Raw genomic sequence first — 25,084 nt, 5'->3', positions numbered from 1 at the left:
AGGCTCAAATCGGCGTTCCCCAAGAAGATTGTCGGTCGGCGCGAAGCCGTCCGACACGGCTCCGCCGCAGGTTCCTGACCGTCCGACGAGGCTCCGTGCTATCGCCGGACCGTCCGGGCGGTCGACCACAGTTCGACCGCCTTTGCGACTTCCGACGCCCGCCTGCCCAGCAGGGGGCCGACATGGCTCGTCCCGGCATAGAGTTGGACGTCGGCACGGTACGACTCCGCGATCGCCCGACCCGTGGCCAGGGGCACGTCCGTGTCCATTTCCCCCAACACGACCAGGACCGGCGCTTGGGGCGGCCGGACGTCGACACCTTCGGCTAATCGTCGCATGACGAGGCCGCTTTCGTCGCGCCACCGCTTCCAGGCGTACCGGATCTGGGATTCGTCACTGTCCGGCATGGCCTGCCGGGTCTCCTCGAGCGGGCCACCGGCCCACTTCACGACGGCGGGGAAGTCCGCTGCCTTCCGTTCGACGGCGAGCCCTGAAGGCGCGACGGAGTTGACGAGGACGATCGCGGACGGCTTCAGCGTCTCGGCGGCCCTGAGCGCCAGGGGCCCGCCCATGCTCGCCCCGATCAGCACGAGCGGTTTCTTCGCACCTTTGCCCCAAGACACGACCTGGGCCGCGTAGTCGTCGAACGTGGTCTTGGCGAGCCCGGCCTTTGCAGGAACAAGGTCACGGGCCACGACTTTCCAGCCCGCTCTTTCAAAGACCGGCTTCCAATGACGGTACTCCCATCCGCCGCCGCCGGCCCCATGGACCATGACGACCGTTCCTTTGGGAGCCACGACGAGGAAGACCATCGACCAAAGCACGGTCTGAGACTACCGGACGCCGAAGGTCCGCGTCCTTCAGCGTCCGGACGGACTCACGGGGCGAGGGAGCTTTCGCGAAAACTTGAGCGTTTGAACGTCCGAATCTCCGGTCCCCACGTCGACGCCTGTCGTCCCCACTAAGATCACGTCCCCTTGGCGGGTCGTCCGAAGTCGGATGACTTTGTCCGGCTGGCGGGGGCCGTCGGCGACACCTTGCCACAGCAGTTCTCCGTTCAGGCCCGAGAAACGCCATGCTGACGCGAGGTTCTTGGGAACGACGAGCTCGCCGCCACCGACCCATACGTCGCCTTCACGGTCGAAGGCCACGCTCGTCGCGGCTTGTCCGTCGAAGGTCGCCGACGTGCCCGTACTGACGCTCCATTCGCGGAAGCCGTCCGCATAGCGGTACTTGGACGTCTGGATGTTGTAGTTCAAGTTGCTGTTGTCCAGGTCCGGGTCGTATGTGACCGATATCGCCAGATCGCCCGTCGGTGAAACGGCCATGCTCGAACGGTTCGCAAGCCGCCCGCCATGGGGAAAAGCGTCGTCGACCTGCCAAAGGGTCGCACCCGTCGTGGACTTCAGACGCATCAGGGTGACCCTGAGCCCGTTCGTCTGAGTGTTGCCGCCCACGAGAACGTCGTCGTCCGGACCGATCGCGAGCGAAACCGCGTTCTCGCTGGAAGGAAGGGCGCTGTACCGTGCGGTCCACAGCTCGGCACCGTCGGACGACCTGTATTTCACGGTCAACATGTCGTCAGCGTTGTCGCTAAAAGGCGAGTCTCCGGTCACGACGACGTCACCGTGGGAGTCGACCACGATCGCGCGGGGTTGGTCGCTGATCGCGATGAAGTTGGCCGGCCCGTTGTACGTCCGGCTCCAGGCCAGCGTTCCGTCAGGCAGATACTTGAGCGTGCAATAGTCGCCGTTGCTGAAAGGGACGTGGTCGGCCCAGACCTCGCCGGTGACGAACACGTTGCCCTGGGCGTCCGTCGCCACGGCCATGGCTTGATCGATCGAGCCGGCCGGGCCGTCGAAAAGTCGGGTCCAGACGATCGCACCCGTCGCCGCGTCGAGCTTCAACGTCACGTAGTCCGTCGACGACGTGAGGGTCGCCGTCCGTCCGACGGCGTAGAGCGATCCGTCGGGTGACAAGGCCAGGTCGAAGCAGTCGTCTTGGCCGTGGGAGGGCCCGTCGTACAACGTCGACCACAGCAAGCGCCCGGAAGGGGAGTATTTGAGCACGGCGAAGTCGTTCGAGCCCGATGGCGACGCTTCGTCGACGGTCCCGCCCACGTACACGTTGCCGTACGCGTCGACTATGGCTTCGGCAGGACGGTCGACGAGCTTGTCCGGCCCGTCGAACTGTCGGATCCAAGCCAGACTGTACTGAGCCGACGTCAGGTGCGGCAGCGCGCACAGGGTAAGAAGCATCCAGAGCCGTTTCATCACCGTTTCCAAACGATAAGAGGCGTTCACCCCTGTCCCTGATACGCCAAGGCCGACGGGCCCTAAAGGACCGTCAGGATCCGGTAGTCCGTGTACGTCTGCCCGAACATGTCCGTCGTCCGGACTTCGAAACGGTGCGCACCCTTGGCCAAGCCGGCGGGCAAGCCCGTCTTCCAAAGGTGCGGAGTGTCCGAAGCGCCTGGCAGTTTAAGCCCGTTCGGGGGCTTCGGGCCTGCTTCCGACTCTTTGAGCTTGAGGAAGAACGGACACTTGCCTGTGAAGTTCGTCATGTCCTTCCAAGGCCCGTCGCCCACCCGGCACTCGACCTTGGACCGTTCTGAACCGGCGAAAACGTTCACGACGACTCCGGCCTCTGAGAGCTTCGCTTGCTCGATCCGGTCAGGGATCCAAACCGCCATTTGCTCCGTCTCGGGACGGCTGGCCGGACGGAACGTGACTTTGTAGGAGCGGTCGTCGAACTCGACCAAGGAATAGCCGTTCGGGGCGCCGTCGCTCATCGTCGCGTGAGGGATCCCTCGTTCGTCGAAGGCCCCTTCCCACCACGATCCGCAGACCGTCGCATGGTTCAAATGGTGGTGCGGCGCCTTGCCGTTCCAACCGTCTTCTTTGCCTATGAAGTCGTGCCGCTGGACATGGGTATGGGCGGAGAACGACAACGTGTTCGGCCGGTCTTCCAGAAGACGGTACAGGTCGCGCCGGTTGCGGACCTCCGTCAAGGGAATGTGCATGGCGACCACGACGAGGCGTTCTTTGGCGACGTGTGCCAGGTCGTTCTTGACGAACTCGAGTTGCTCGACGGTCAACTCTCCGTGATAGCCGCCCACCTTTGCGCCGTGCCAAACGACGTCGTTAAGCACGATGAAGTGGACCGGGCCGTGGTTGAACGCGTAGTGCGTCGGCCCGTACACCCGCGTGAACGTCTCCGTCGACTTGACATTGTCGGCTGAATCGTAGTTCAAGTCGTGGTTGCCGACCGTGTTGTACCAAGGGATCCCGACCGAACCGATCACCCGGTTCAAGCTGTCGTACAGCGACAAGTCGTCGAACATCTCGTCGCCAAGGCTCAGGCCGAAGCTCGCTCCGGACCGTACGACGTCGAGCGCGACCTGTTCGATCACGTCGTGCGTCATGTAATCGATTTCGGTCTGGTTCCTCGGTTGAGGGTCGCCGAACAAGACCATCTTGAACTTGCGTCCTTCCCTCTGGGGCGTCAAGCCGAAGTCCACGGACGCAGGTAAAGCCCCGGTCGGAAGCAGACCGTCGTACTTGGTGTCCGGCGACCCGTCCGGACGATGGACGTGATAGAAGCGTGGAAGCGACGAGTCCCCGAGAGGGACTTTCCATCCCGAAGGTTTGATGACGAAGAGGACGCAATCGCCGTCGACGGGCAACCGCCACTTTCCGGATGCGTCCGTCTTGACGACGTCGCGGCCGTTCGACACGCAGACACCGGGAATGCCCGGCTCGGAGCCGTCGCGCCGACCGTTCCCGTTCTTGTCGTTGAACACGACGCCCTCTGCGTACCGACGGCCCTGACCGTCGACGGGTAGGCGCGTCCAATCGAGGGCGCGCGGCCTGACAAAGGACGAGAGCGAGAGCCCGGCTGCGGCCGACCCGGCCCGGAACAAGAACTGGCGACGGTTCATCTCCCTGGAAAATACCCCTGGCCGATCGGGAGACGGTCAAGAGCGGCGCTCGGGCCCGACATGTTCGACCTCGATGGTCCAAGATTCTCCGGTGCGGATCGGAACCGTCACTTGCGCCACCCTGCCAGAGCCCGACCACGACCAACCGTTGTTGGAAGCTGCCCTCGCCCGGGCCGGACACGAAGCCGTTCCCGTACCATGGGACGCCCCCGCCGATCTGGACGGACTCGACCTGCTCCTCGTCCGGTCTTGCTGGAACTACTACGAACAGCCCAATGCGTTCCTTGCTTGGACCGCGCAAGCCGCGTCCAAGGTTCCAATGCTGAACCCGGCTCCGGTCGTCGCCTGGAACGCCCACAAGGGCTATCTGAAAGACCTTGAAGCTCGAGGCCTTTCCGTCGTCCCCACGACGTTCGTCGAGCAGGGCACAGAATCCGGCCTTGAAGTCGCTCTTGGGAGCTTCCCAGGATCGGGCCTGGTCGTCAAGCCGGCGGTCTCGGCCGGCTCGTACCGGACGCGCGTTTTCGATGACCCTGCCGATCCCGACGCCGTTCCGTTCTTAGCCGGAATCCTCGCCGACGGTGATGCCATGGTGCAACCGTTCCTCCCATCGGTCCGAACGGTCGGTGAGCGGTCGGTCGTCTGGTTCGGAGGTGAAACGAGCCACGTGGTCGTTAAAAAGCCCAGGTTCGACGGGGACGACGAGTCCGTCCGTTTCGGCGGGAGTGCGACCGATGAGGAACGGTCACTGCTCGAAGCGTGCCTGGACGGGCTGGACGACGTGTTCTACGCTCGGCTCGACCTCATGGAGAGCGACGGACGTTGGCTCGTGAGCGAGCTCGAACTGATCGAACCGTCGTTGTTCTTCTTCAAGGCTGAGGGAACGGCCGGACGCTTCGTCGAAGCGCTCGAGCGAGCCGTATGACCCACGGGCCCGAGTCCGGACCTGTGCCGACGTCGGCGACGTGTCATACTTTCGGACGCGGGGTGGAGCAGTCCGGTAGCTCGTCGGGCTCATAACCCGGAGGTCGGTGGTTCAAATCCACCCCCCGCACCCAAAAGTCGGACTCTCCCGCACCGCGGTCGAAGCCTCGCGCTTTGACCGCGTTTTTCTTTCAATCGACCGACGCCCTAAGTCGGCCCAGCACCGCCACGTCCGCGTTTCCGCCGCTGAGCACGACGCCGATCCGTCGTCCGGCAAACCCGCCTTGAAGAACCGCGGCCAAAGCGAGCGCGCCGGTCGGTTCGACGACAAGCTTGCAACGTTCCCACAGAAGCTTCGTCGCACGGAGGATCTCCTCTTCGGAGACGGTCACAAAGGCGTCGACGTGGCGCAAGACCAGTTCGAACGTGACCGTTCCAAGGGAGGGCGTCCTGGCCCCGTCGGCGATCGTTTCGGGGTTGTCCGCCCTTTGCAGGACGCCGGTCGCAAAAGTCCGGGCCGCATCGTCCGCTTGGGCCGGCTCGGCTCCGACGACCTGAGTCCCTGGAGAGAGCCCTTTTGTCGCCACGGCGCACCCGCTGAGAAGGCCGCCGCCGCCGCATGGCACGACAAGGGCATCGAGGTCCAAACCGTCCTCGAACAGCTCGAGGGCGACGGTCCCTTGCCCCGCGACAATGTCCGGGTGGTCGTACGGTGGGACCACTGCGAGTCCCCTTTCCTCGGCGATCCGTGCCCCCAAGGCTTCGCGTGTGGTTTCGTCACGGTCGTAGAGCACGACCTCGCCGCCATAGCCCTCGGTCGCACGTCGTTTGACCTCTGGCGCGTCGGTCGGCATCACGATCGTCACGGGCACGTCCAAAATCCGTCCAGCCAGGGCGAGGGCTTGGGCATGGTTCCCGCTCGAAAAGGTCAGAACGCCACGCCGCCGACGGTCTTCGTCGAGCCTGGAAAGGGCGTGGAAGGCTCCACGGAACTTGAACGCGCCGGACCGTTGGAAGTTCTCACACTTCAGGAAGACCTGCGCTCCGCAAAGGTCGTCGAGAGTACGGCTCGTGTGGACAGGGGTCCGATGGGCTTGGCCGGCCAAGACCGAGGCGGCAGACCGGACGTCGTCGAGGGTGACGGGCACGCTCCATTCTGGGCAAGGAGGACAAGCAGAATGCGGGACAGAGGTTTAATCCTCGTCACCCGTCGTGACCGTCGCCCAAGCCGTGCCCTTGACTGCGCTGATCCTGTCGCCCCTTGTGGCCTGGACGTTTCCCGGCTTGCGCCGAGTGAAGGTCATGGCCGTGGCCGTCGCCGGGTATCTGGCCGCCTATGCCGCCGCCGCCTACGCCGCATCGGCGATGCCCGGCCAAGAGTCGGGCCCGCCGCCCGAAATCCTCCTGGCGATCGGCGGCCTGGCCACGGCTGCGGTCGTGGCGACCCTTGTGGGCCTGTCGCCACACCCGGTCGTCTTCAGCCGTTGGGCGGCGCCGACGGCGATGGTGGGGGTCGGCGTGTTGACCGCCTTCTTGTCCGGACCTCAAGGTGGCCCGGGTCGGCTCATGCACTTCCTTCTCGACGTCCTCCACTTGAGTCCGGAAGCCGCCCAAACGGTCAATTTTCTGGTCCGGAAAGGCACGCACCTGACCGTTTATGGACTCCTTGGCTGGTCGGCAGGGACCGTCGCCGTGCGTCAGGGTGCCGACCGGCGGTGGACGTGGGCCGCAGGGCTCGCATGGGTCGTCGTCCACGCTTCGCTCGACGAGGCCCACCAGTCGACGACGTCCGTACGGACGGGTGCGTTCTCGGACGTCCTCCTCGATACGTCCGGTGCAGCGGTCGCCCTCATGATCCTGGACGCCGTGCGTAACAACGCCTCGCGGGCAGGGAAGGGATGAGACGTACGGCCATTGTCCTTCCAGGGCTGCTCCGCGACCCAGGATCTGACAGCCTGCTCAAGAACTTCGAGCCCATACAACGGCTCGCAGGCGAAGGGGAGATCGTCAGAAATCCGGCTCTGCCCGAATCTGGGGTTCCTGAACTCGCTTACCTGGCCCTAGACCCGCGCCGGTTCGACGTCCGTCCAGGTCCGATCATGGTCTCGGCCCTCAAGGCCGACCCGCCCTTAGGCAGCATCGCGTTCCATCTCTCCGTGGGTTCGACCGACGGTGAAAACCTCATGAGCGCGGCCGGCGGACGCCTGGACGAGGACGATGCCGCGAACCTGAAGCTGGCGATGGAGCGCCTTCGGACTGCGACGATGACGCCGATTTGGGGCGAGTCGCTCGACCACGCCCTCGTCTGGGAAGGCGGCTCCACGGACAACAGCACCACGGACTTTGCCGAAGTCCTTGGCACCGACTGGACGCGGCGGCTTCCCGAAGGCGACGGCGACGGCCTCCTACGCCGCTTCGTCGACGATAGCGTCAACCTTCTCCACGAAAGCGACTCGAACAAGAGGAGGGTCGACGAGGGCCGACCTCCGCTCAACGTTCTCTGGCCCTGGGGCCAGGGACGGTGGGAACGATGTCCCAACCTCGTCCTGCGCCGGGGAGTTCCCGTCGAGTTCGTCAGTCTTGACCTTCGCATCGAGGGACTGGCGAGACTCTTCGGCTACTCGCACGGTCCGAGAGTCCGGTTCGGGCGGCGGCTCGCGCCCCGGCTCGACGCCGTCCTTGAAAGGGCGATGGCGTCGACGGTCACGGTCGTGGTCTTGGACCACATCGGCGAAGCGGTCCGGCACGAACGTCTCGACCTTGCCGAAGAACACCTCCAAGCTTTGGCCGAAGGTCTCCTCATCCCCTTGGCCACAGAAAGAGAGGCCGTCGTCTCGGTCACGGCCCTCGATGAACGGACGAGCGGCCTGACCCTCTTGTACGGCGGAGCTGACCATGAAAGGATCGGTCGCGTACCCTTCGACGAACGCGCGACGGAAGAGAAGGGCATCGTCGACAGGCCTTTGTGGAAGTCCGTCGAAGCCGTGCTCCGCGCATAATCCTGGGCATGTCCGGTGCCCGTGCGTGCGCGGCTTTGAGTTTCGCCCTTGTCGCCTCGTCCGTCTTCGCCCAACTCGAACAGCGCGAAGTCAGGGGTTTTGAAGACGCCCTGAAGGTCGCTGGTTTCTCTCTTTCCGACTTGAAGTTCGAGCGGAAGCCGTTTCGCGACAAGTACCGTATGCCGGTCGTCGACCTTTCCCTTGACGATCCGCTCGGGGCCGGCGACGTCTTAATGGCCTGGCACGCCTCGGCCGCGCAGGCTAAAGCGTCGGCCCTGCTGGCGGCGGGCCAGAAGAACGCCTTCCTCGCACGACCGTTGACACAGCCGAGCTTGACCGTCCCCGTCGCTCCCCTGTCCGCCCCAGGCGTCCCTCAGGACCTTACAGCGGCCCTGGCCCCGCTCGTCGTCGCCGTCCAGGCTGCGGACGCCGAAATCAAGTCGGCTCTGGCCCCCTTGACGCCCGCCGAGCAACGGGAACTGATCGAGAGCTTGCCGCAATGGGCGGTCGAGGAACCGAAGGTGACCTTTGGGTTCGTCCGTTCCAAAGCCTCGCCGCAAAGCCGGATCCTCGCCCTGTTGGACAAGGTCGACGTGGCCCGGATCCGAGCGGCCTCCGTTTGGGTCACGTCGACGGCCGAGTCCGTCGCCGAGACCCTTAAGGCCCGTCCGGTCGCGTTCGCGGGCGTTCAGCGCGTGTCCTTGAACGGATTACCTGTCCTCATCGCCGGCCAAGGCGACGACGTCCACGACGAAACCGACGCCCGGATCACCGTCGATCTCGGCGGTGACGACCTGTACCGTGGTCGGCACGGCGCCGGCGTGGGCTACTGCTCTGTCTTGATCGACGTTTCTGGAAACGACCGTTATGCCGTCAAAGACCTCAGCGTCGGTGCGGCCGAACTAGGGATCGGCGTCGCTCTCGACTTAGGCGGCGACGATTCGTTCCGCGGGGCGTCCCTAGCGTTCGGCGCCGGACTGTGCGGGGTGGGCGTCTTCGTCAAACACGGTGGCGACGACACTTACGACTCGGTAGCGCTGTCCCAAGGTTTCGGCGAGGTCGGAATCGGGCTGCTGCTCGACACCGGAGGGGACGACGCGTACCGCCTCAAGCTCTTCGGCCAAGGTGCGGCCAGGACACAGGGCTTGGGATGGCTGGTCGACCAGAAGGGAAGCGACACCTATTCCGCGGGCGGCCTCTCGATGAACTCGCCGCTGTTCACGGGCGTGAGCTATTCGAACGCGCAAGGGTATGCGGCCGGCTACCGTGAGGACACGGGCGGCGTCAGCGGTGGCATCGCGCTCTTGACCGATCTCGGCGGCTCGGACGCGTATTGGGGCGAGACGTACCTGCAAGGCGCTTCGTACTGGTTCGCCTTAGCGAGCCTTTATGACGCCTCCGGCAACGACACGTATTCGGCGTACCACTACGCCCAGGCGAGCGCTATGCACTGCTGCGGCGCCTATCTTTTCGACCTCCAGGGTGACGATTCGTACACGACCAAGTACGGGGCGAGCCTAGCGATCGGACACGACTATGGTGTCGCAGTCCTGCTCGACCGGGCGGGTGACGATCTGTTCGTCGCTCGGGACAGCAGTCCCGGCGTCGGAATCGCCAACGGCCTCGGACTCTTCTTGGACGGCAACGGAACGGACAGGTACGACGGCCCCCCCGGTCAAGGCAACGCGGCCCGGAGCACCGGATCTCTCGGGGTGTTCGCCGATCTCGGCGGCCCGGACAAGTATCGTGCCGGGCTCGCGGACGGGACGGCGACGGCCTCGTCGCTCTGGGGAGCCGGTTACGACGTCCAAGACCCGTCGGCCACCGCAGGCGGAGCGTCTCCTCAGCACCAGCGGCCCAGACCCGGCACGCGTCCGCTCGCTTCCGAGGCGGAACTCGGCGCGATCTATGCGAAAGCCACGCAGTGGGGCGTGGGCAGCGCAAGGCAAGAGGTCGAAGACAACATCGACGCGCTCGTCGCTATGGGCGTGCCGGCTTTCGAATGGATGCTCGACAAGCGCCTGGCCGAAGCCGACCGCCTTCAACAACGCGCGTTCGCGGAGGTGGTCAAGACGCTTGGAGTCGACGGAGCCGCCGCCATGGCGCGGAAATCGTTCAAGGGCTCCGTGGCCGAAAGGCGGAACTTGATCGGCATCGCGGTCGACGCGGGAGTCGTGGACTTTGGATCGCTCCTCGGCAAGATGTTGGAAGATCCGGCCCTACAGATGGCGGCGGCCAAAGCGGCCGGCCCGTTGAAGGCGACGGGCACCGTCGGGAACCTGATGAGGCTCTGCCTCGACCCCGACCGTCTCTTGGCCCGGGCCGCGATGGTCTCCCTCGCCGTCATCGCCGACCCTACGACGGTCTCGACGGCCCAGGCCATGCTGCGGTCGACCGACCTTCCTACGCGCCAGGCAGCCGTCGACCTCCTCGCCGCGCTTCCGGCCCAATCCGCCGACACCGTCGCGATGCTCGTGGCGGACAGCGATGAACGTAACTCCAGGACGGGGGTCTTACTCATGGGCCGCCGAGGCCGCCCAGAGGATCTGAATGCGATCGGTGCGATGCTTTTGGACCCTAGGGCCGGCATCCGGCTCGAAGCCCTCAGGCAATTGAACGGCCGCTGTCCTCAGGAATACGTCGCGGCATTCAAGACGCTCGCAGACGACGCCGAACCCGTCGTCCGTGCGTATGCCCGAAACTGCCGACCGGATTAGGACCGTCGAAGCGTATCGTGCCCTTGTCTCGTTTCTAAAGTGCAATGAAGTGGCTGAAAGCGCTTCTCGGGCTGGCCGTCATCGGTGGTTTCCTCTATGTGGTCTTCGTGGTCATGAAAAAGGAGGGCACGGACCTCGGCCTCGGCGGAGCCCTGCCCGGGAAACCGGTCGAGGCTTCGGCGGGCACCGAAGTGCCGCTCATCTTGCTGACCCCGCTGGACTCGGGCGGTTCCGAAGTGGGCCGAACCGTCAAGTTCGTCGTCTCGGAGGACGTCGTCAAGGACGGGGTCACGGTCGTCCCTCAAGGCTCGATCGCCACCGCCAAGGTCACGAAGTCCCGTTCGGGGACGCTGGCCGGAACGTTGACGAACACGCCGGCACGGCTCGAAGCCGAGTTCGGGAGCGTAACGTTGGAAGACGGTCGGACGGTCAGGCTCAATGCCACACCGGAAGGGCCTCTCCTCAAGTTCGACGCTTCCAACACCCGAATGGACGAGCCAGTCAACGTGGTCGACATCGCGTCGGACCCGCAAGCCCGCGACCTGGTCGTGCAATCGGCGGTCAATATGGCCCAAGGCAAGAAGCTTTCGGACGATGAAGCGAGACGGACCGACGGTCAATGGCGCGATCTGGCGGGGAAGTACGGGCTCAAAGAGACGCGCGCGTACATGGAGGCCCAGAAGTCCGAGGACGCGTCACACGACTTGTCCGGACTGATCGGATCGATCCAGAAGGGCGACCTGAAGGGCCTGAGCGCGTCCGAAGTGTTGCTCGGCGCCAAGGCGGCGGGCGAGATCCTCGAGCTCGGCTCCGGGATCGACAAGTCCCTTCGCGGCATCTTCAAAGGCAGCAACATCCATGCGCGGACAGGCCTGAGACTGAAGGCCTTTCTCGCCGAATCCGTTAAGGTCAAACCCAAGGCCCGGAAGGTCTAAGCGACGGCCGCTTCGAACTCGTCGACGTCCCGGACGATCTGGGCCAGGGAGCCGCGCCAGAAGCCGACATCGCTGATGTCGATCCCGAAGCCTGCCGCCAGGTCTTCGGCCGAAGCGGAGCCCGATGACGCCAGGAGACCTTCGAACCGTTCTGCAAATCCGGCCGGTTCGCGCTCGTACTTCTGGTAGAGGCCCAGTGCGAACAGCAGACCGAACGTGTAGGGGAAGTTGTAGAACGCCCGTCCCGAGTAGTAATGCGGTTTGGCCGCCCACATGAACGGATGTCCGCCGCCCTCTGCGAGGCCGTCGCCGTAGGTCTCGGCCTGAGCACGGGCCATCGCGTCGCACAGATCGTCTGCACTGAGTTCCGCCCCGGCCCGCTTTTCGACCACTTCCTTTTCGAACCGGAACCGGGAAGCGATGTCCACGACGATCTGGAGCTGGCCTTGAAGGGAAGCCTCCAGGACGGACGCTCGGTCTTCGACGGCCGCTTCGGCGAGGGCCGCGCGTTTCACGATCGTCTCACAGAAGATGCTCGCCGTCTCCGCCAGCGTCATCGGCAGGATCCTTTGGATCTCGGTCTTCCCGTCGAGGCACACGTTGTGATAGGCATGGCCCAATTCGTGGGCGAGCGTCGCCACGGATCCGAAGGACGCCTTAAAGTTCATCAAGATCAACGACTCGCCGCCCCGGATCCCGGAACAGAACGCGCCGTCCACTTTTCCGTCCCGTGGTTCGGCGTCGACCCACGACTCCGCGTCGGCCCTTCGGGCCAGGTCCTCTAGCCGGGGGCTGAAACCGGAGAACTTTTCGCAGACGAACGAGACGGCCCTCTGGTACGACCAGGCCTCTCCCTCGCCCCATGGCGCGAAAAGGTCGGGCCAAGGAAGTCCTCCAGAGTGTCCCAACGCCCTCGCTTTCGCCTTGAAGTACCGACGAAGGGAAGGGAGGCTCTCGTCGACGGCGGCCGTCATCGCGTCCAACGTGCTACGACGGATCGACGCTCCTTCGACGGCTTCGTCGAGCAGGCTCTCCCACCCCCGGCGCTTCGCGACCACCGAGGTCATGGCCTTGACGCTGTTAATGCTCGCTGCAACGGGAAGGCTGTGCGCGGACCATGCTTTTGTCTCCGCCTCGAAAGCGGTGCGGCGGACCTCCGGATCGGCGTCGTACGCCAGGGCACGGACCTGGCTCATCGTCATCGTCCGTCCTTCATAGGGCACGGGCAGACGGCTGGTGAACCGGCCATAGAGGCGCCCCCAAGCTCCGCACGTACTGTCGTAAAGGTCCGCCAGGAGTTCTTCTTCACCCTTTGGAAGGAGCTTGGAAGCGTTGTCCTTCAATCTTTGAAGAAAATAGGCATGTTCACGGCAGACACTAGAGTGTTCCAGTAGTGTCCCGATGTTCCGGGTCGCAATCCAAGCAGCAAAGCGTGCGTGCAAACGCGTAAGGCTCGAAAGGGGTCCGGCCAGTTCGCTCTGCTTCGCCGCGGCGGCCAGGTCTTTCGAATCGGCAGACACGGTGCACGACGCGTATCCGCGCAGGAGCCGGGCCCGGCCCATGAGGCCGTTCAATAGGATTAAAGTCCTAGTCGCGAACTCTGCGGACCGTTCGTCAGTCGGCGATGCGTCGGACTCACCGACGCGCATATCGTCGAACGAGGCTTCTGCCGAAAGAAGCGCAGTGGCCAGGTCGCTTAACGATCGGTTGAATTCCGGTGACGACACCCCAGGAAAGTACTGAGCGGTGTCCCAGCGGGGAAGGGCGGTGGCAGGGGTGGCGGACATCGGTGAAAGCGGCCGCACCTCGTCCGACTGGACTTCTCGCGGCCCGATCACGCAGAATACTCATCAAAGCGGGATTGAGGGATTTCGCGGCACGCCGTAACAGGCGTTTTTTCTTGGTTTCAAGTATGAAAGTGCAGTCGCATAAATCGAGAGAGCGGCTTGACGACGTCGATCTCAAGTTGCTCAGCCTTCTTCAGGCCCAAGGCAGGATCACGAACGCTGATTTGTCGCGTAAGGTCGGCCTTTCGCCGCCTTCCGTGTTGCAGCGCGTCCGCCGGCTCGAAGAGTCGGGACTGATCAGCCGTTACACCGCGATCCTTGATCCGGAAGCGCTCGGCTATCAGCTCCGGGTCGTGGCCATGGTCAGCCTCTCGCTCCATCAGGAGCAGCCGATCGAAGGGTTCCGCAAAGCGGTCATGGACGTTCCTGAGGTCTTGGAGTGCCTGCACGTCAGCGGCGACTTCGACTTCCTCCTCCAGATCATCGTCCGCGACATGGCCCACTACGAAAAGTTGGTCCGCGAGCGGCTCAGTACGATCTCGGGCGTCGGTAAGATACAGAGCAGTTTTGTCCTTGGTGTCACCAAGGACACGACGGCTCTGCCTCTATGAACCTCAAAGTCCACGAAGTCGGCCCGCCAGACCTTGAAAGCTGGCGGGCCGTCGTGTCTTGGGTCTACGAGAGGGAAGCCCCCCAAGGTCCGCCCAGCGGAATCCGGGAGGGCGAACGCCGCTTCCTCGTGACGTCAGACGACGGGCCGGCCGGAGCGTGCAGCGTCCTGGACGCCACCGTCGCGAAAGGCCGCGACGATCTGAGGTGCGGAGGCGTTGCGGGAGTGGCCACTTTGGTCCAACACCGTCGTTCCGGCGTCGCCGACGCCTTGATGAGGCACGTCCTCGCCTCGATGCGCGAAGAGGGCCAGTGCCTTTCCGCCCTTTATGCGTTCCGAGAGTCGTACTACCGCCGGTTCGGATACGAAAGCTGCGGTTGGCGTTGGCAGGTCAAGTGCCCTCGGGAGCGGTTACCGCGCGTGCGGTCCGAGCTTCCGGTGCGCCAGATCGATGTCTCCGAAGTCCACACGCTGGACCCGGTCTACCGCTCGTTCGTCCGGGTCCGATCCGGCTCGTTCCTACGGTCCAAGGCGGACTGGGCCGATCGGATGGGGAAGCGGAAACCCTCCGTTTATGCCGTGGGCGACCCGTTCGAGGGCTACCTTTGGGCCAATTTCGAGGGGTTCTGGGGGGACGTCGACATCGGCGAACTCGCCTGGTCGACGCCCGCCGGCTATCACGGTTGCCTAGAGGTCGTTTCGTCGCTATGTTCGAACCAGGACGTCGCGTTATGGAACGAACCACCGGACTCACCTTTCGTCGCCGGACATCTGGACCAAGGGGCGTCGTGCACGCTCCATCGACCGTCGATGTTCCGGCTCGTGGACGCTCAGGGCGCCCTCTCGTGCGTTTCGAGCGACGTCGAAGGGGAGTTTTCGTTCGACCTCGAGGACGCCGATTGTCCTTGGAACCACGGCGTCTGGACGGTGCGTTACGGCCGGGACGGTACGCGGGTCGAACGCGGAGGTTCGCCCGACTTTCGGACCCGTCCAGGGCCCCTTGTCCAGGCGCTTTTAGGCGCCCCGGACCTTCGCTCGACCGTCATGACCGGTGGGACGGAGGTCTTGAACGGGTCGGCTTTCGAAGCGGCCGCGGTCTTTTTCCGGCCGCGCCCGGTCGTGTGCATGGACTTCTTTTGACCAGGAACCCGAGCCCTGGGGCCCAAGAGGGCTGTCCGCCGAGGTATCCTGAACGTTCGTCTGGGCCACTGGCCCATGGGGGCGTCAATGGCAAAAGTCTGTCAAGTCAGCGGTAAGAAGGCGAACAACGCGAAGCACATCCGGCACAGGCACTCCGGACAGTGGAAGTTCCGGGCTCCGAAGAAGAACCGGACGCAGGCCGCCAATCTGCAGCGCGCCACCATCAACACCCCCAACGGCAAGATCCGGATCACGGTCTCCACCGACGTTTTGAAGAGCCCGGATTTCGCGGCCGTCCTTTGCGGCTTGAAGCCCGTCCCCAAAGCTTGGCTGAAAAAGGCCGATTACGGCATCTGACGATAGACGGCTGATGTCCGCACACGGGGCGACGACCACGAGGTCGGCGCCCCGTTTTCATGCGTTTTTGGGCCCTTCTGGCACAAAACGCTGACAGTCCTCTTCACATTGGTCCCGGAAACCCCGATAAGGAAAACAGCGTCTCATAGGAAAGGACTTCATCGATGAACGAGCAGAACGAACCGACGGCAGAGTGTCATCGCTCCGGCAAAGGCTGGGGCGTGTTCGGCATCGCCGCGCTCGTCGGCATCGCTGCGGCCGCCGCCTTCGTGATCTCTCAACACCGGCGCAGTACGGGCCGCGCGTTTTCGATCGACGATCTGATCGACGCCGCCGATAAGGTCGCGGGCGACCTCGAATCCCGCCTGCTGGGCGAACGCGTCAGCGCCTGAGACCCTCCTCCACGAAGCCGCTTCCAGGGAAGGGCCGTCCTTAGCTCCATATCTTTCTGATAATCATTATTATGAGAGTTTTTGCCTCTTGAGGCAAGCGAAAGGCGCTCCCCTTCCGAGGAACGCCTTTCATCTCTGGCCGCAACCGCCCTTTAGCGTCCGCCGCCCTCTTCGTCCTCGTCCCGCGTGGACTCCCACTCCTCGGAGCCCGTGTTCGGGCCGCCGTCGGGGACCAGGCTTTCCAGGTGGACGGCGACTTTCGCCACGTCTTTGTCACCGATCCTGAGGACGGCGCTTACGTCGCCCGTCCGGTTCGTCAATCCGCGCCCTCGCGGACGCCACCGGACCGAATTCAGTCCAGCGGCGCCCTGGCCGTCGAGACTGGCGAGGTCGCGTCCGCCCGCGTCCTGGATGACGACCTTGACCTTCTCTTTCGTTTCCGCCTTCAGCCAGTAGTAGACCGTCGTGCCTGGCTGCGTGTTCGGAGACGTGAACTCCCCGAAGGGCGTATAGCCGCCTTCGATCTGGCGTCCGAGTCCATAGACGGCCTGCGGTTCGCACAGATAGACGTCTTTCTCGCGGTTCGCCTTGGTCAGTTGTTCGAGCGGGCCGACAGGCACCGTCCAGAACGAACGGCCATGGGTCGCAATGACGAGGTCAAGTTCCCGCGGATGGATGACGAAATCGTCCGTCCTCACGTTCGGGAACGCGCCCGTCGTGTACTTCGTCCACGAGACACCCCGGTCGATCGAGGCAAAGACCCCGTATTCGGTGCCGACGAACAACAGGTCCTCGTTACGGACGCCTTCGGTAAAGGCGTAACAGGACGCCCCGTCCGGAATACCCGCGATCCGCGTCCACGTCGCACCGAAGTCTTCCGTCACGAAGACGTAGGCCGCGTAGTCGTTTCCTCGGTGGCCGTCGAACGTCACGTAGCAGCGGCCGTCCTTGAACCGGCTCGCATTGACCCTGCTGACCCACGTGCCTTTGGGCACGCCCGGAATGTTCGCCGTGACGTCCGTCCACGTCACCCCGTCGTCTTTGCTCGTCTGGACCAAGCCGTCGTCCGTCCCGACCCAAAGGACGCCTTGCTTGACGGGCGATTCGCTGACCGTGATGATCGTGCAGTGCGTTTCCGCACCCGAGTTGATCGAGTCGCCCACGACCGGCTTCAGCTTCTCAGCGTCGTTCGTGGTCAGATCGGGCGAGACCGCCTTCCAGTTGTCGCCCCGGTCGACGCTCTTGAACAGCTTGTTGCCGCCGAAGTACAGCGTGGTGTGGTTATGGGGCGAGATCAGGATCGGCGAGTTCCAGTTGAACCGGTAACGCGTGCCTGTCGGTTCACCGAGCCGGTTCGGGCTCGGGCGGATTCCCCGGCCTTCCCCTGTCTCCATGTTCACCCGCTGGATGCCGCCGCCCTGGCTTTCGCTGTAGACCGTGCGATAGTCTTCGGGATCCGCTTCGACGTAGAATCCGTCGCCCCCGCCGATGGTCGTCCAGTGGTAGAACGAAACGCCGCCGCTCCGGGTCTGGGAGGGGCCACCCCAGCAACCGTTGTCCTGTGCGCCGCCATAGATCCAGTACGGCTTTCGCATGTCGACGTCGACCGCGTAGAACTGACCGATCCTCATCGTTCCGAGGAACTGCCACGTCTTCCCTCTGTCCCTGGTCTGGACGACCCCGCCGTCGTTCCCGACGATCATGTGCTGGTTGTCCGACGGGTTGATCCAGATCGCGTGATGGTCCGGGTGGATCTGGCTGTTGAAGTCCCGGAACGTCGCGCCCTTGTCGTCACTGTACCGAAGGCTGGTCGCGCCCGTGTAGCAACGCTTTTCGTCGGTGGGGTCCTGTTGCGGACGGCTGAAGTAGAACGGGCGGTCGTTGTTCCCTCCCATCCTCTTCCAACTTTGTCCTTCGTCTTCGCTCCTGAAGAAACCGCCTCCCTCTTTGGCGTCGATCGTCGCAACGCAGATCTTCGGGTTCGACCGCATCATGCTTAAGCCGATCCGGCCCAAGTCGCCCGCAGGCATCCCCTTGGTCACCTTCGTCCACCGTTCGCCCCCGTCCGTGCTCCGATAGATCGCGTTGCCGGCGCTCCGGCTGTAAAAATTGTACGGAAGTCGGACGCGCTCCCAGGTCGCGGCAAGCAAGACTTTCGGGTTCTTGTAATTGACGACGAGGTCGATCACGCCCGTCTTCGGACCCATGTCGATCACCTTTTTCCAGGTCTTCCCTCCGTCTTTCGTTTTGTAGAGGCCACGCTCCGGATTCGGCCCCCAAAGGTTGCCGAGCGCAGCGACGTACACGGTCTTCGGATCGTCCGGCGATACGACGATCTTCGAGAAATGCCGGGCCTCCTGGAACCCGACGAGCGTCCACGTCTTCCCTCCGTCGGTCGAATGGTAAAGACCGTCGCCATAGCAGGTCGAGTTGCGGCTGCTCGGTTCGCCCGTCCCGACCCAAACGTCTTCCGGATCCTGAGGATTGACCGCGACGGCGCCGATCGAAAGCACGGGCTGTTTGTCGAACACAGGGACCATGTTCGTCCCACCGTTCTCCGTTTTCCAGACCCCGCCGCTCGCCGTTCCGACGTAGAAGATCCGCGGTTCTTTTTCGAAGACCGCAACGTCGCTGACGCGACCTCCCATCGTCGTCGGGCCGATCTCCCGAGGTTCAAGGGCCCCGAGCATTTGGGCCAGGTCTTGGGCACGGGCCATTGAAAAGGCGGCCACCGCCGCCACGACGAAGGAGACGCGCAGTTTCATCGTTCCGCGCAACTTTACCGCGAACGGGTCCAGGTCCGTTCCCAGGCGACGATGAGAGCCCTCAGACCGTGCGCGTGACCTTTTGAAGCCCTTCGGGACGATCGGGATCAAGCCCTCGGGCACGGGCCGCATGAAGGGCCAAGAACTGCCCGAAGACGATCTCCTTGACGGGCGAATAAGTGCCCTCGACGCCGGGTGCTTTGATGACGGTGCACCCGGTAGCTTCCAATGAGACCGGCGCCTCACCGAAGACGACGGCCGTCGATCCGTGGCCGGCCAAGGCTTTCGGACCGTGCTCGAAGTCTGCCGTCGAATACGGCTTGCACGGCAACAGCGCGCACTCCATCAGCTTCAAGGCGCATTCGTGGGCCGACGAGAACCCGAACCCCCGTCCCAGGGCGAACCACATCGACGACCGGACGACCGGCCCGGAAGCTGCCGACGCTGCCTCTTCGCAATGGTCCGTCCACGTTTCGTCGGGCAGGTCTTCCCTGCCCAGGGCCGACCGGCCTCCCAATGCCGTGACGAGTTGGGCGAGGGCGACGAGCGTGGCCGTATACGTCTTCGTCGCTGCGACCGAGCGCTCTTCCCCGACGTCCAGCAAGAGCGTCCGTTCCGCGACGTTCGTCAACCGTGAGCCTGGCGTATTGGTCACTGCCAAGGTGTCGTGCCCTTGTTCCCTGGCCTGCGCCACGACCTCGGAGACGTCCGGGGCTTCCCCGCTCTGGCTGATCCCGACGGCGAGACACTTCGGATACTTGACTTTGGACCCGTAACGGGTCAGAACGGAAGGCGCTGCCAGCGAAACCGGGATTCCGAGTTCGACTTCGATCAGATAGCGGACGTAAAGGGCGGCGTTGTCCGAGGACCCTCGGGCGGCCAGAAGGACCATCTCGTACCGCGAACCAGAGAAGGCCGTACGAAGCTCGTCGAGGTACCGGTCTGCGTTCGCCGCCAAGACCTGGGGCTGTTGACGGATCTCGGCCTCCATCCACTCGCCCAGCGTCACGGGCCCATCCTACCTGCGCCGAGGGTCTGGTACCGTGAATCCCGTGCGCCGGGCCGGCCGTCCATAGCACAGACACCCACATGGCGATCACTTCCCTGCTCCTGGCGACGCTCTTGGCGGCCCCCCAAGACAAGGCTACGTTCCGCGACCCGAAGTTCGGACTCCAGTTCGAGTATCCCAAGACGTGGAAGGCCCGCTCTGGACGAGGGGTCACCACGATCGAAATCCCGTTCGAAGAGAAGAAAACGGCGACCGTCCAGCTCTTCGGCGGTAAGTTCAAAGACACGGCCGAGCAGTGGCAACTGATCCAAAGCGAGGTCAACCGGGCCATGGGCCGCCCTGTCGAACGACAATGGCAAGAGGAGTTCCTCGGCGTGCCGATGTTGCTGACGAAGGTCCGGTACACCACGAAGAAGGTCGACACCGTCGCGATCACCGGACTGCTGTACACCGCGTTCGAAATGAAGATGAACTTCCGCCTCGAAGCACCCGCGGAGGTGGCCGAGTCGGCCGAGAACCAATGGCACGACGTCCTGCTCAGCCTCCGGACGATCACGGGCGAACTTCCCAACCCGGAAGACCCGAACCGTCCGGTCGAGAAGCCCGTTCCCGAGAAACCGACGACGGTGTGGAAACCCGAAGTCTCCGATAAGCCGCCGGTCCGCGGAAAGCAAATCCGATCGGTCACCGACAGTGCCGGTGTCGCCTACAAAGTCTATGTTCCGGAGGGCTGGGCCCTTGACGGAAGCAAACTCGTCGACAAGTCCGTCAAGGGCGAAGTGACTTTTGAGATCAAAATGGGCGTCGCTCAAGACGCCTCCTCCGCCCTCTTCGAAGGCGCGCGAGCCGATCTCGACCAGTTCAAGAGCGTCGACCTCCGTGAAGACCCCGCCCCGGGTCCAGTCGGATCCGGCGCCCTCGTGGGGAAAGTCTTCCGCTCGGGACGGACGGACGGCGGGTTCCTCGCGGTAGGCCGGGTCGTCGGCGTCTGCGAAGGCGTGTACTGGACGGTCCGCTACCGTGGAACCAGCCAGCAGGACTACCGCAAAGACCGGAGCGCCCTCGACGCGCTCGTCCGCCTCTTGTACGCGGAGCGCGCTTGACTCTCGCCCTGAGCACGTCCAGCCCCGTCGTCAGCGTCGCCCTCGCCGACGGAGCCGGTCGCATGCTCGCTTGGCGCTCCCTTGAAGCCCCATGGGCCGCGGGCGGGGCTCTCGGGAGCCTCACGCAAGCCTGCATTGAAGAAGCGGGCGTCGGCCTGCTAGACGTGACGAGGGTCGTCGCGGACGAAGGACCGGGCGGATTTACCGGCGTCCGGGTCGGGGTCGCGTTCGCCAAAGGGCTGGCTTGGGCGCTCGGTACCGACCTTGCACTGGTCTCGGCCTTCGACCTGATCGCTCCGCAGGGCGACGCTTTCGTACCGATGAAGAAGGGGGAGTGGCTTCTCCGACAAGCCGGTTCGACCGTCACCCAAGTCACCTCGGCCGCGTCTCCGCCAGGAAAGGGATACGGGCGCGACGTGGTGGATCCGTCCATGCCCGACGCCCGCAACGCGTTTCTCGCTCCAGTGAAGACCGTCGATCCGGTCACGGCCCTCCCGGCTTATCACGCCGAGCCGTCGATCTCCCGCCCGAAGGACGTCCGCATCCTCGGAGGCTCGTCGGGATGCCCGTGACGTTCGACCCGGGACAAGTCCAGCGCAACCGCAGCATGCGGCCCTTGACGACGCTCAAGGCGGGCGGTACGGCGGAATCATTGTTCGTCGCCCGAACGGCCGACGAACTCGCCGAGACCGCCGAATACGCCCAGACCCATGACTGGCCTACGACCGTGATCGGCGCGGGAAGCAACGTCCTTCCGTCCGACCGCGGCGTGCCTGGGCTCGTCGTCGTCAACCGGACGACGTCTTTGACCGTCGAGGCCGACGGCCTTGTCACTGCCGACACGGGATGCAGTTTTCAAGAGCTGTTCTTGAAAACGGCGCAAGCGTCCCTGGCAGGGCTCGAGTTCGCTGTCGGCATTCCCGGATCCGTCGGCGGCGCTTTGGTCAGCAACGCAGGCGCGTACAGGAGCAACATCTCCGAATTCCTGACGGACATCGAAGTCGTTTTCGAAGGTCGTCGGCGATGGGTCGAACCGGCGTTCCTCCAGTTCTCCTACCGCGATTCGCTGCTCCGAAGGCCCTCGCCGCCTCCGTGTACGTTGGTCCAAATCCGTTTGCGACTTCCGAAGGGTGACGCGTGGGCGATCTACAAGGAGGCCACCGACTACCAGCGCCAACGGATCTCGAAGCAACCTCCTCCCGCGAGCGCCGGTAGTTTCTTCAAGAACGTGGAGGACCGTGGGTTCGCAGAGTCTCTCCCTCAATTGGGCGAGAAGCTGAAAGCCGCAGGCGTCGTCCCGGCAGGGTTCCTCATCGAACAGGCGGGCTTGCGCGGCGTCAGGCACGGCGGGGCGATGATCGCCCGCAGGCACGCTAACTTCATCGTCAACGTCCGATCGGCCACCGCCACGGAGATCCGACAGCTCGCCGGACTCGTCAAGCGAAGGGTCTTCGAACGGTTCGGGGTCATGCTCGAAGAAGAAGTGCTCTATCTGGGCGATTGGAGCGGCTACCAAGAAGTCTGGGGATAGAATCCCCGCCATGGTCAAGGGCCCCCACACGACCTGGTGCCAGGTCAGCGACATGGATCGTTCGGTCGTCTTCTACCGCGACGTCCTCGGACTGACGCCGGGACACCTGAGCCCCTATTGGTCGGACTTCCAGGTCGGTCCTGTCAAGATCGGCCTGCACCCGCGCTTAGCGTCGTCGCCGGACCCGTTGGGCATCGAGGGGAAAGGCTGGTACCTTGGCTTCGAGACCGACGACCTCCGGTCTCTCCGGTCCCAAGTCGAAGAGTCAGAGGGAGGCGTCGTCGGCGGATATCACGAGACGCCGGGCGGCGTGGTCGCCACGTTCGTCGACCCCGACGGGAACCCGATCCAGGTCGTCCAGCCAGGCAGCCGGATGTCGGACTTCGAATAACGACGACCGGCCGTTCGGGGTCATCGGACGGCCGGAGAGAGCCGGAGCAGTCCCCCTTCCTTATAGTCCGTGAGGACATAGATCGACCCGTCCGGAGCCTGGATCACGTCTCGGATCCGGCGACGGAGATCGATCCGTTCCTCCTGCACGAAGGCATCGCCTTCGAGTTTTTCGCGTACGAGGACTTCTGTCGACAGGCTGCCGAGGAAAGCGTTCCCTTTCCAGTCGGGGAACAGGTCGCCCGTGTAGAACATCAGGCCAGACGGCGAAATCGCCGGATACCAATAGAACGCCGGCGCGGCGTACTGAGGGGCCGTTGCGTGGTCAGGGATGTGTCCACCGTTGTAGTGGTCGCCGTTGCTGACGATCGGCCAGCCGTAGTTCTTCCCTGCCGCCGGAACGTTCATTTCGTCGCCGTGGCGCGGACCCATTTCGTGGATCCAGAGTTTGCCCGTCCCCGGCCGAAGCGCCGCACCAAGAGGGTTCCGGTGGCCGGACGACCACACGTCGGCCCGCGCGCCCTTACGGCCGACAAAAGGGTTGTCCTTTGGAATCGAACCGTCCCGATGGATCCGGACCACTTTGCCAAGGTTCGAAGCCATGTCTTGGGCGGGTGTGAACCTTTGGCGCTCACCGGACGTGACGAAGATCGTCCCGTCACCCTTAAAGACGATGCGCCCTCCATAGTGCCCTCGCCCGACGGTCTTGGGAAACTGTCGCCAGATCACTTTGACGCTGGTGAGCCGTCCGTCGGTCAACAGGGCCCGTGCGACGGCTCCGCCTTTGACGACGTTGTCGACAGGTTTGGGCTGCTCCCCGAGCCGAGGGTCCCATTCGTCTTTCTCCCCCGCAGGTTGCTCGCTTGCCGCCTCGGCATACGACAGGTAGACCATCGCGTTCTGGACAAAGTCAGGATCGACCGCAACGTCCAAAAGTCCGCCTTGCCCGCCGTAGGCGACCGTCGGCACTCCGGGGACGGGTCCGCTGAGTCGCCCGTCAGCGTAGATCCGTAACCGTCCGGGTTTTTCGGTGATCAGGAGTCGTCCGTCCGGAAGGAAGTCCATGCCCCACGGTTCGTTCAGGCGGGCTAAGACGGCCACGCTTAACGGGCCGGCTTGGGTCTGCACGACCGAAGGCAGCTCGCGCACGGAGCGCCCTTGCTGTAGGCCCGGAGTCAGAGCGGCGATGGTGAGCGCGGCCAATGTCGTCGTCATGCGTAGGTCCTGGTTCCAAGAACGCCAAGTGCGCGTCTTGGCACCGCACCAGGGCCCAAAGGATTCTCGGGCATGGACGTCGCCCGTCAGCGGTTTCCAAGACATAGGCGGGCCCCTTTCGTCGTCCTGGGCCGACGCTGGAGAAATCAGTGAAGATTCCGAAAGCAAAAGGGAGCGGACGGTTACGATGCGTTGGCAGTGGAGGGACATGGTCAGAGAACGGGATTGGGGCGCTTTAGAAGCAGTAGCGCGACAAGGACCGAACCAGCAGCTCTGCGACACGGTCAATGAACTGGCGAACGGACTGGACGACAAGAGCGACGTACGAAAGGCGAAGCGCATCTTGTACTTCCTTCGCGAAGCCGGATTCACGCCTTCGCGTCCGGACAGCTTCGACTCTGGATTCCCGGATCCGACTCCGCTCCGGTACGGACTGATCGGGACGACCGACGAGCAAGGATTCAGCGAAGTCGGCGTGTGTTTCGTCGAAAAGGGGAAGCTCTATTGGGTGATGGCTGACGTCCACTACGCGGCATCGTGCGTCATCCTGCGCGACCACGTCCTTCCTCGCGAACGGGCGGGAGACGTGCGGTTCCAAATGCTCCATAAGCCGCAGTCGGCGCGCTATCTCGTGGAGGCTCCCTACGAGTATTGCTTGAGCAAACTGGCTTTCGTGCACCGACACTTGCCCCATAACCCGGGAAACCGGCTCTCCGATGAATGGGCCGAGCGTCTATCGGACGTTCCGATCGGCCCGTACCACCTGCTTCAAGACGTCGACGTGTCTCCGGCAAAGGACGACGAATGCGCCGTGACACTGGCTTCCGACCGGTTCTCGGACGCTTGGCGCCTGTTCTTGCACGCAAGGATCCACCCTCGGCTCTGCAAAGCCCTGAGCATCGTCGCCGCAAAGAACCTTAAGGGCGAAGAACGGTCGTCGGCCCGCCTGGAGGCGATCTGGTCGCACGAAGACGAGTGGACGGTCCCACGACTCCGGCACGACAGCGTTTGGAGGTGCCTGGACATGGCTTGGGCGATGCACCGCCTCGATCGGCCTGCGCAACGCGACGCCTTCTGCCGCCTCGCAACACGGATCGCGAACGGCTCCAGCCCACGACCGTTCTATGAGGTTCTCGCGAAAACGACCGCTGGCGGTCACGACGACAGGTTTGAAGAGATGATCCTCGACACGAAGCACAACCTCTTCAGCAGTTGCCAAGCCGCCTGACAGGCTCAGGACGGTCGGACCAGGGCCGTGCCAAACTCAGCC

The 25,084-nt window shown here is 64.0% G+C and carries 22 protein-coding genes and 1 tRNA gene; 15 read left to right on the top strand and 8 right to left on the bottom strand.

All coding sequences use genetic code 11. The annotated features are described in order from the left end of the window. Window positions 1-98: 98 nt before the first annotated feature. The 3 genes from JST30_16450 to JST30_16440 form a co-directional block, all read right to left on the bottom strand. Complete coding sequence (locus JST30_16450) at window positions 99-824, bottom strand: alpha/beta fold hydrolase (protein ID MBS1715919.1); 726 nt, start codon at window positions 822-824, stop codon at window positions 99-101. 36 nt (window positions 825-860) lie between these two features. Next, on the bottom strand, window positions 861-2,273 hold the full coding sequence (locus JST30_16445; GenBank protein ID MBS1715918.1) for a PQQ-binding-like beta-propeller repeat protein: 1,413 nt from the start codon (window positions 2,271-2,273) through the stop codon (window positions 861-863). A 62-nt stretch (window positions 2,274-2,335) separates the two neighbouring features. Then, window positions 2,336-3,940 carry a calcineurin-like phosphoesterase family protein gene (locus JST30_16440; GenBank protein MBS1715917.1) on the bottom strand — a complete coding sequence of 535 codons (1,605 nt, stop codon included), beginning with the start codon at window positions 3,938-3,940 and terminating at the stop codon, window positions 2,336-2,338. 91 nt (window positions 3,941-4,031) lie between these two features. Here JST30_16440 and JST30_16435 point away from each other — a divergent pair, with 91 nt between their 5' ends. Both JST30_16435 and JST30_16430 read left to right on the top strand, forming a co-directional pair. Beyond that, window positions 4,032-4,865, top strand: coding sequence for a hypothetical protein (locus JST30_16435; GenBank protein ID MBS1715916.1), 834 nt, complete (start codon window positions 4,032-4,034; stop codon window positions 4,863-4,865). A 56-nt stretch (window positions 4,866-4,921) separates the two neighbouring features. Continuing rightward, window positions 4,922-4,998: transfer RNA gene (locus tag JST30_16430), tRNA-Met, on the top strand. A 57-nt stretch (window positions 4,999-5,055) separates the two neighbouring features. Here JST30_16430 and JST30_16425 read toward each other — a convergent pair. Beyond that, the gene (locus tag JST30_16425) at window positions 5,056-6,012 is read right to left on the bottom strand and encodes a threo-3-hydroxy-L-aspartate ammonia-lyase (GenBank protein ID MBS1715915.1); all 957 of its coding nucleotides are present in this window, start codon (window positions 6,010-6,012) and stop codon (window positions 5,056-5,058) included. Between the two features lie 64 nt (window positions 6,013-6,076). Here JST30_16425 and JST30_16420 point away from each other — a divergent pair, with 64 nt between their 5' ends. From JST30_16420 to JST30_16405, 4 genes are read left to right on the top strand one after another with little or no spacing between them, the layout of a single operon-like run. Further along, the gene (locus JST30_16420) at window positions 6,077-6,766 is read left to right on the top strand and encodes a VanZ family protein (GenBank protein MBS1715914.1); all 690 of its coding nucleotides are present in this window, start codon (window positions 6,077-6,079) and stop codon (window positions 6,764-6,766) included. Next, the gene (locus tag JST30_16415) at window positions 6,763-7,863 is read left to right on the top strand and encodes a hypothetical protein (GenBank protein MBS1715913.1); all 1,101 of its coding nucleotides are present in this window, start codon (window positions 6,763-6,765) and stop codon (window positions 7,861-7,863) included. Before JST30_16420 ends, JST30_16415 begins: the two co-directional genes overlap by 4 nt. A gap of 8 nt (window positions 7,864-7,871) precedes the next feature. Beyond that, window positions 7,872-10,580 (top strand): hypothetical protein, encoded by a 2,709-nt coding sequence (locus JST30_16410; GenBank protein MBS1715912.1) that lies wholly within the window; start codon window positions 7,872-7,874, stop codon window positions 10,578-10,580. 44 nt (window positions 10,581-10,624) lie between these two features. Then, window positions 10,625-11,515: a hypothetical protein gene (locus JST30_16405; protein ID MBS1715911.1), complete on the top strand. Its 891-nt coding sequence runs from the start codon at window positions 10,625-10,627 to the stop codon at window positions 11,513-11,515. Here JST30_16405 and JST30_16400 read toward each other — a convergent pair. Beyond that, window positions 11,512-13,353, bottom strand: coding sequence for a M3 family oligoendopeptidase (locus JST30_16400; GenBank protein MBS1715910.1), 1,842 nt, complete (start codon window positions 13,351-13,353; stop codon window positions 11,512-11,514). The genes JST30_16405 and JST30_16400 overlap by 4 nt on opposite strands. 80 nt (window positions 13,354-13,433) lie before the next feature. Between JST30_16400 and JST30_16395 the strand changes: the two genes are divergently transcribed. The 4 genes from JST30_16395 (at window position 13,434) to JST30_16380 (ending at window position 15,801) form a co-directional block, all read left to right on the top strand. Next, entirely contained in the window at window positions 13,434-13,913 is a 480-nt protein-coding gene (locus JST30_16395) for an Lrp/AsnC family transcriptional regulator (protein ID MBS1715909.1), read from the top strand. Further along, window positions 13,910-15,052 carry a GNAT family N-acetyltransferase gene (locus tag JST30_16390; protein MBS1715908.1) on the top strand — a complete coding sequence of 381 codons (1,143 nt, stop codon included), beginning with the start codon at window positions 13,910-13,912 and terminating at the stop codon, window positions 15,050-15,052. The genes JST30_16395 and JST30_16390 overlap by 4 nt, the downstream gene beginning before the upstream one ends. 87 nt (window positions 15,053-15,139) lie before the next feature. Next, window positions 15,140-15,409 carry a 50S ribosomal protein L28 gene (locus tag JST30_16385; protein MBS1715907.1) on the top strand — a complete coding sequence of 90 codons (270 nt, stop codon included), beginning with the start codon at window positions 15,140-15,142 and terminating at the stop codon, window positions 15,407-15,409. A 164-nt stretch (window positions 15,410-15,573) separates the two neighbouring features. Continuing rightward, window positions 15,574-15,801 carry a hypothetical protein gene (locus JST30_16380; GenBank protein ID MBS1715906.1) on the top strand — a complete coding sequence of 76 codons (228 nt, stop codon included), beginning with the start codon at window positions 15,574-15,576 and terminating at the stop codon, window positions 15,799-15,801. Between the two features lie 152 nt (window positions 15,802-15,953). Here JST30_16380 and JST30_16375 read toward each other — a convergent pair whose 3' ends face one another. Together JST30_16375 and JST30_16370 are read right to left on the bottom strand one after the other, a co-directional pair. Further along, window positions 15,954-18,566 carry a hypothetical protein gene (locus JST30_16375; GenBank protein ID MBS1715905.1) on the bottom strand — a complete coding sequence of 871 codons (2,613 nt, stop codon included), beginning with the start codon at window positions 18,564-18,566 and terminating at the stop codon, window positions 15,954-15,956. Between the two features lie 61 nt (window positions 18,567-18,627). Further along, a complete protein-coding gene (locus tag JST30_16370; GenBank protein ID MBS1715904.1) occupies window positions 18,628-19,575 on the bottom strand; it encodes an SIS domain-containing protein in 948 nt (315 codons plus the stop codon). 80 nt (window positions 19,576-19,655) lie between these two features. Between JST30_16370 and JST30_16365 the strand changes: the two genes are divergently transcribed. The 4 genes from JST30_16365 to JST30_16350 are packed head-to-tail and all read left to right on the top strand — an operon-like array spanning window position 19,656 to window position 22,600. Next, the gene (locus JST30_16365) at window positions 19,656-20,678 is read left to right on the top strand and encodes a hypothetical protein (protein ID MBS1715903.1); all 1,023 of its coding nucleotides are present in this window, start codon (window positions 19,656-19,658) and stop codon (window positions 20,676-20,678) included. Next, entirely contained in the window at window positions 20,675-21,250 is a 576-nt protein-coding gene (gene tsaB, locus JST30_16360) for a tRNA (adenosine(37)-N6)-threonylcarbamoyltransferase complex dimerization subunit type 1 TsaB (protein MBS1715902.1), read from the top strand. The genes JST30_16365 and tsaB overlap by 4 nt, the downstream gene beginning before the upstream one ends. After that, window positions 21,241-22,209, top strand: a complete 969-nt coding sequence (gene murB / locus JST30_16355; protein ID MBS1715901.1) for a UDP-N-acetylmuramate dehydrogenase — start codon at window positions 21,241-21,243, stop codon at window positions 22,207-22,209. Before tsaB ends, murB begins: the two co-directional genes overlap by 10 nt. Before the next feature lie 10 nt (window positions 22,210-22,219). Continuing rightward, window positions 22,220-22,600 carry a VOC family protein gene (locus tag JST30_16350; protein ID MBS1715900.1) on the top strand — a complete coding sequence of 127 codons (381 nt, stop codon included), beginning with the start codon at window positions 22,220-22,222 and terminating at the stop codon, window positions 22,598-22,600. A gap of 20 nt (window positions 22,601-22,620) precedes the next feature. Here JST30_16350 and JST30_16345 read toward each other — a convergent pair whose 3' ends face one another. Beyond that, window positions 22,621-23,814, bottom strand: coding sequence for a PQQ-dependent sugar dehydrogenase (locus tag JST30_16345; GenBank protein ID MBS1715899.1), 1,194 nt, complete (start codon window positions 23,812-23,814; stop codon window positions 22,621-22,623). Between the two features lie 208 nt (window positions 23,815-24,022). Here JST30_16345 and JST30_16340 point away from each other — a divergent pair, with 208 nt between their 5' ends. Then, the gene (locus JST30_16340; protein MBS1715898.1) at window positions 24,023-25,042 is read left to right on the top strand and encodes a hypothetical protein; all 1,020 of its coding nucleotides are present in this window, start codon (window positions 24,023-24,025) and stop codon (window positions 25,040-25,042) included. Window positions 25,043-25,084: the final 42 nt, after the last annotated feature.

The organism is Armatimonadota bacterium (genome assembly GCA_018268395.1).
Taxonomy (GTDB): Bacteria; Armatimonadota; Fimbriimonadia; order Fimbriimonadales; family Fimbriimonadaceae; genus JAEURO01.
The sequence above is the reverse complement of the archived record's forward strand: the minus strand, read 5'-3'. Positions and strand labels throughout refer to the sequence as shown.

What these genes read in the sequence shown, in the direction of transcription:
- JST30_16365 (MBS1715903.1), top strand. Translation starts at nt 19,656, where the DNA reads ATGGCGATCACTTCCCTGCTCCTGGCGACGCTCTTGGCGGCCCCCCAA.
- murB (MBS1715901.1), top strand. Translation starts at nt 21,241, where the DNA reads ATGCCCGTGACGTTCGACCCGGGACAAGTCCAGCGCAACCGCAGCATG.
- JST30_16445 (MBS1715918.1), bottom strand. Translation starts at nt 2,273, where the DNA reads ATGAAACGGCTCTGGATGCTTCTTACCCTGTGCGCGCTGCCGCACCTG.
- JST30_16380 (MBS1715906.1), top strand. Translation starts at nt 15,574, where the DNA reads ATGAACGAGCAGAACGAACCGACGGCAGAGTGTCATCGCTCCGGCAAA.
- JST30_16390 (MBS1715908.1), top strand. Translation starts at nt 13,910, where the DNA reads ATGAACCTCAAAGTCCACGAAGTCGGCCCGCCAGACCTTGAAAGCTGG.
- JST30_16375 (MBS1715905.1), bottom strand. Translation starts at nt 18,566, where the DNA reads ATGAAACTGCGCGTCTCCTTCGTCGTGGCGGCGGTGGCCGCCTTTTCA.
- JST30_16405 (MBS1715911.1), top strand. Translation starts at nt 10,625, where the DNA reads ATGAAGTGGCTGAAAGCGCTTCTCGGGCTGGCCGTCATCGGTGGTTTC.
- JST30_16440 (MBS1715917.1), bottom strand. Translation starts at nt 3,940, where the DNA reads ATGAACCGTCGCCAGTTCTTGTTCCGGGCCGGGTCGGCCGCAGCCGGG.
- JST30_16410 (MBS1715912.1), top strand. Translation starts at nt 7,872, where the DNA reads ATGTCCGGTGCCCGTGCGTGCGCGGCTTTGAGTTTCGCCCTTGTCGCC.
- JST30_16340 (MBS1715898.1), top strand. Translation starts at nt 24,023, where the DNA reads ATGGTCAGAGAACGGGATTGGGGCGCTTTAGAAGCAGTAGCGCGACAA.
- JST30_16385 (MBS1715907.1), top strand. Translation starts at nt 15,140, where the DNA reads ATGGCAAAAGTCTGTCAAGTCAGCGGTAAGAAGGCGAACAACGCGAAG.
- JST30_16345 (MBS1715899.1), bottom strand. Translation starts at nt 23,814, where the DNA reads ATGACGACGACATTGGCCGCGCTCACCATCGCCGCTCTGACTCCGGGC.
- JST30_16415 (MBS1715913.1), top strand. Translation starts at nt 6,763, where the DNA reads ATGAGACGTACGGCCATTGTCCTTCCAGGGCTGCTCCGCGACCCAGGA.
- JST30_16350 (MBS1715900.1), top strand. Translation starts at nt 22,220, where the DNA reads ATGGTCAAGGGCCCCCACACGACCTGGTGCCAGGTCAGCGACATGGAT.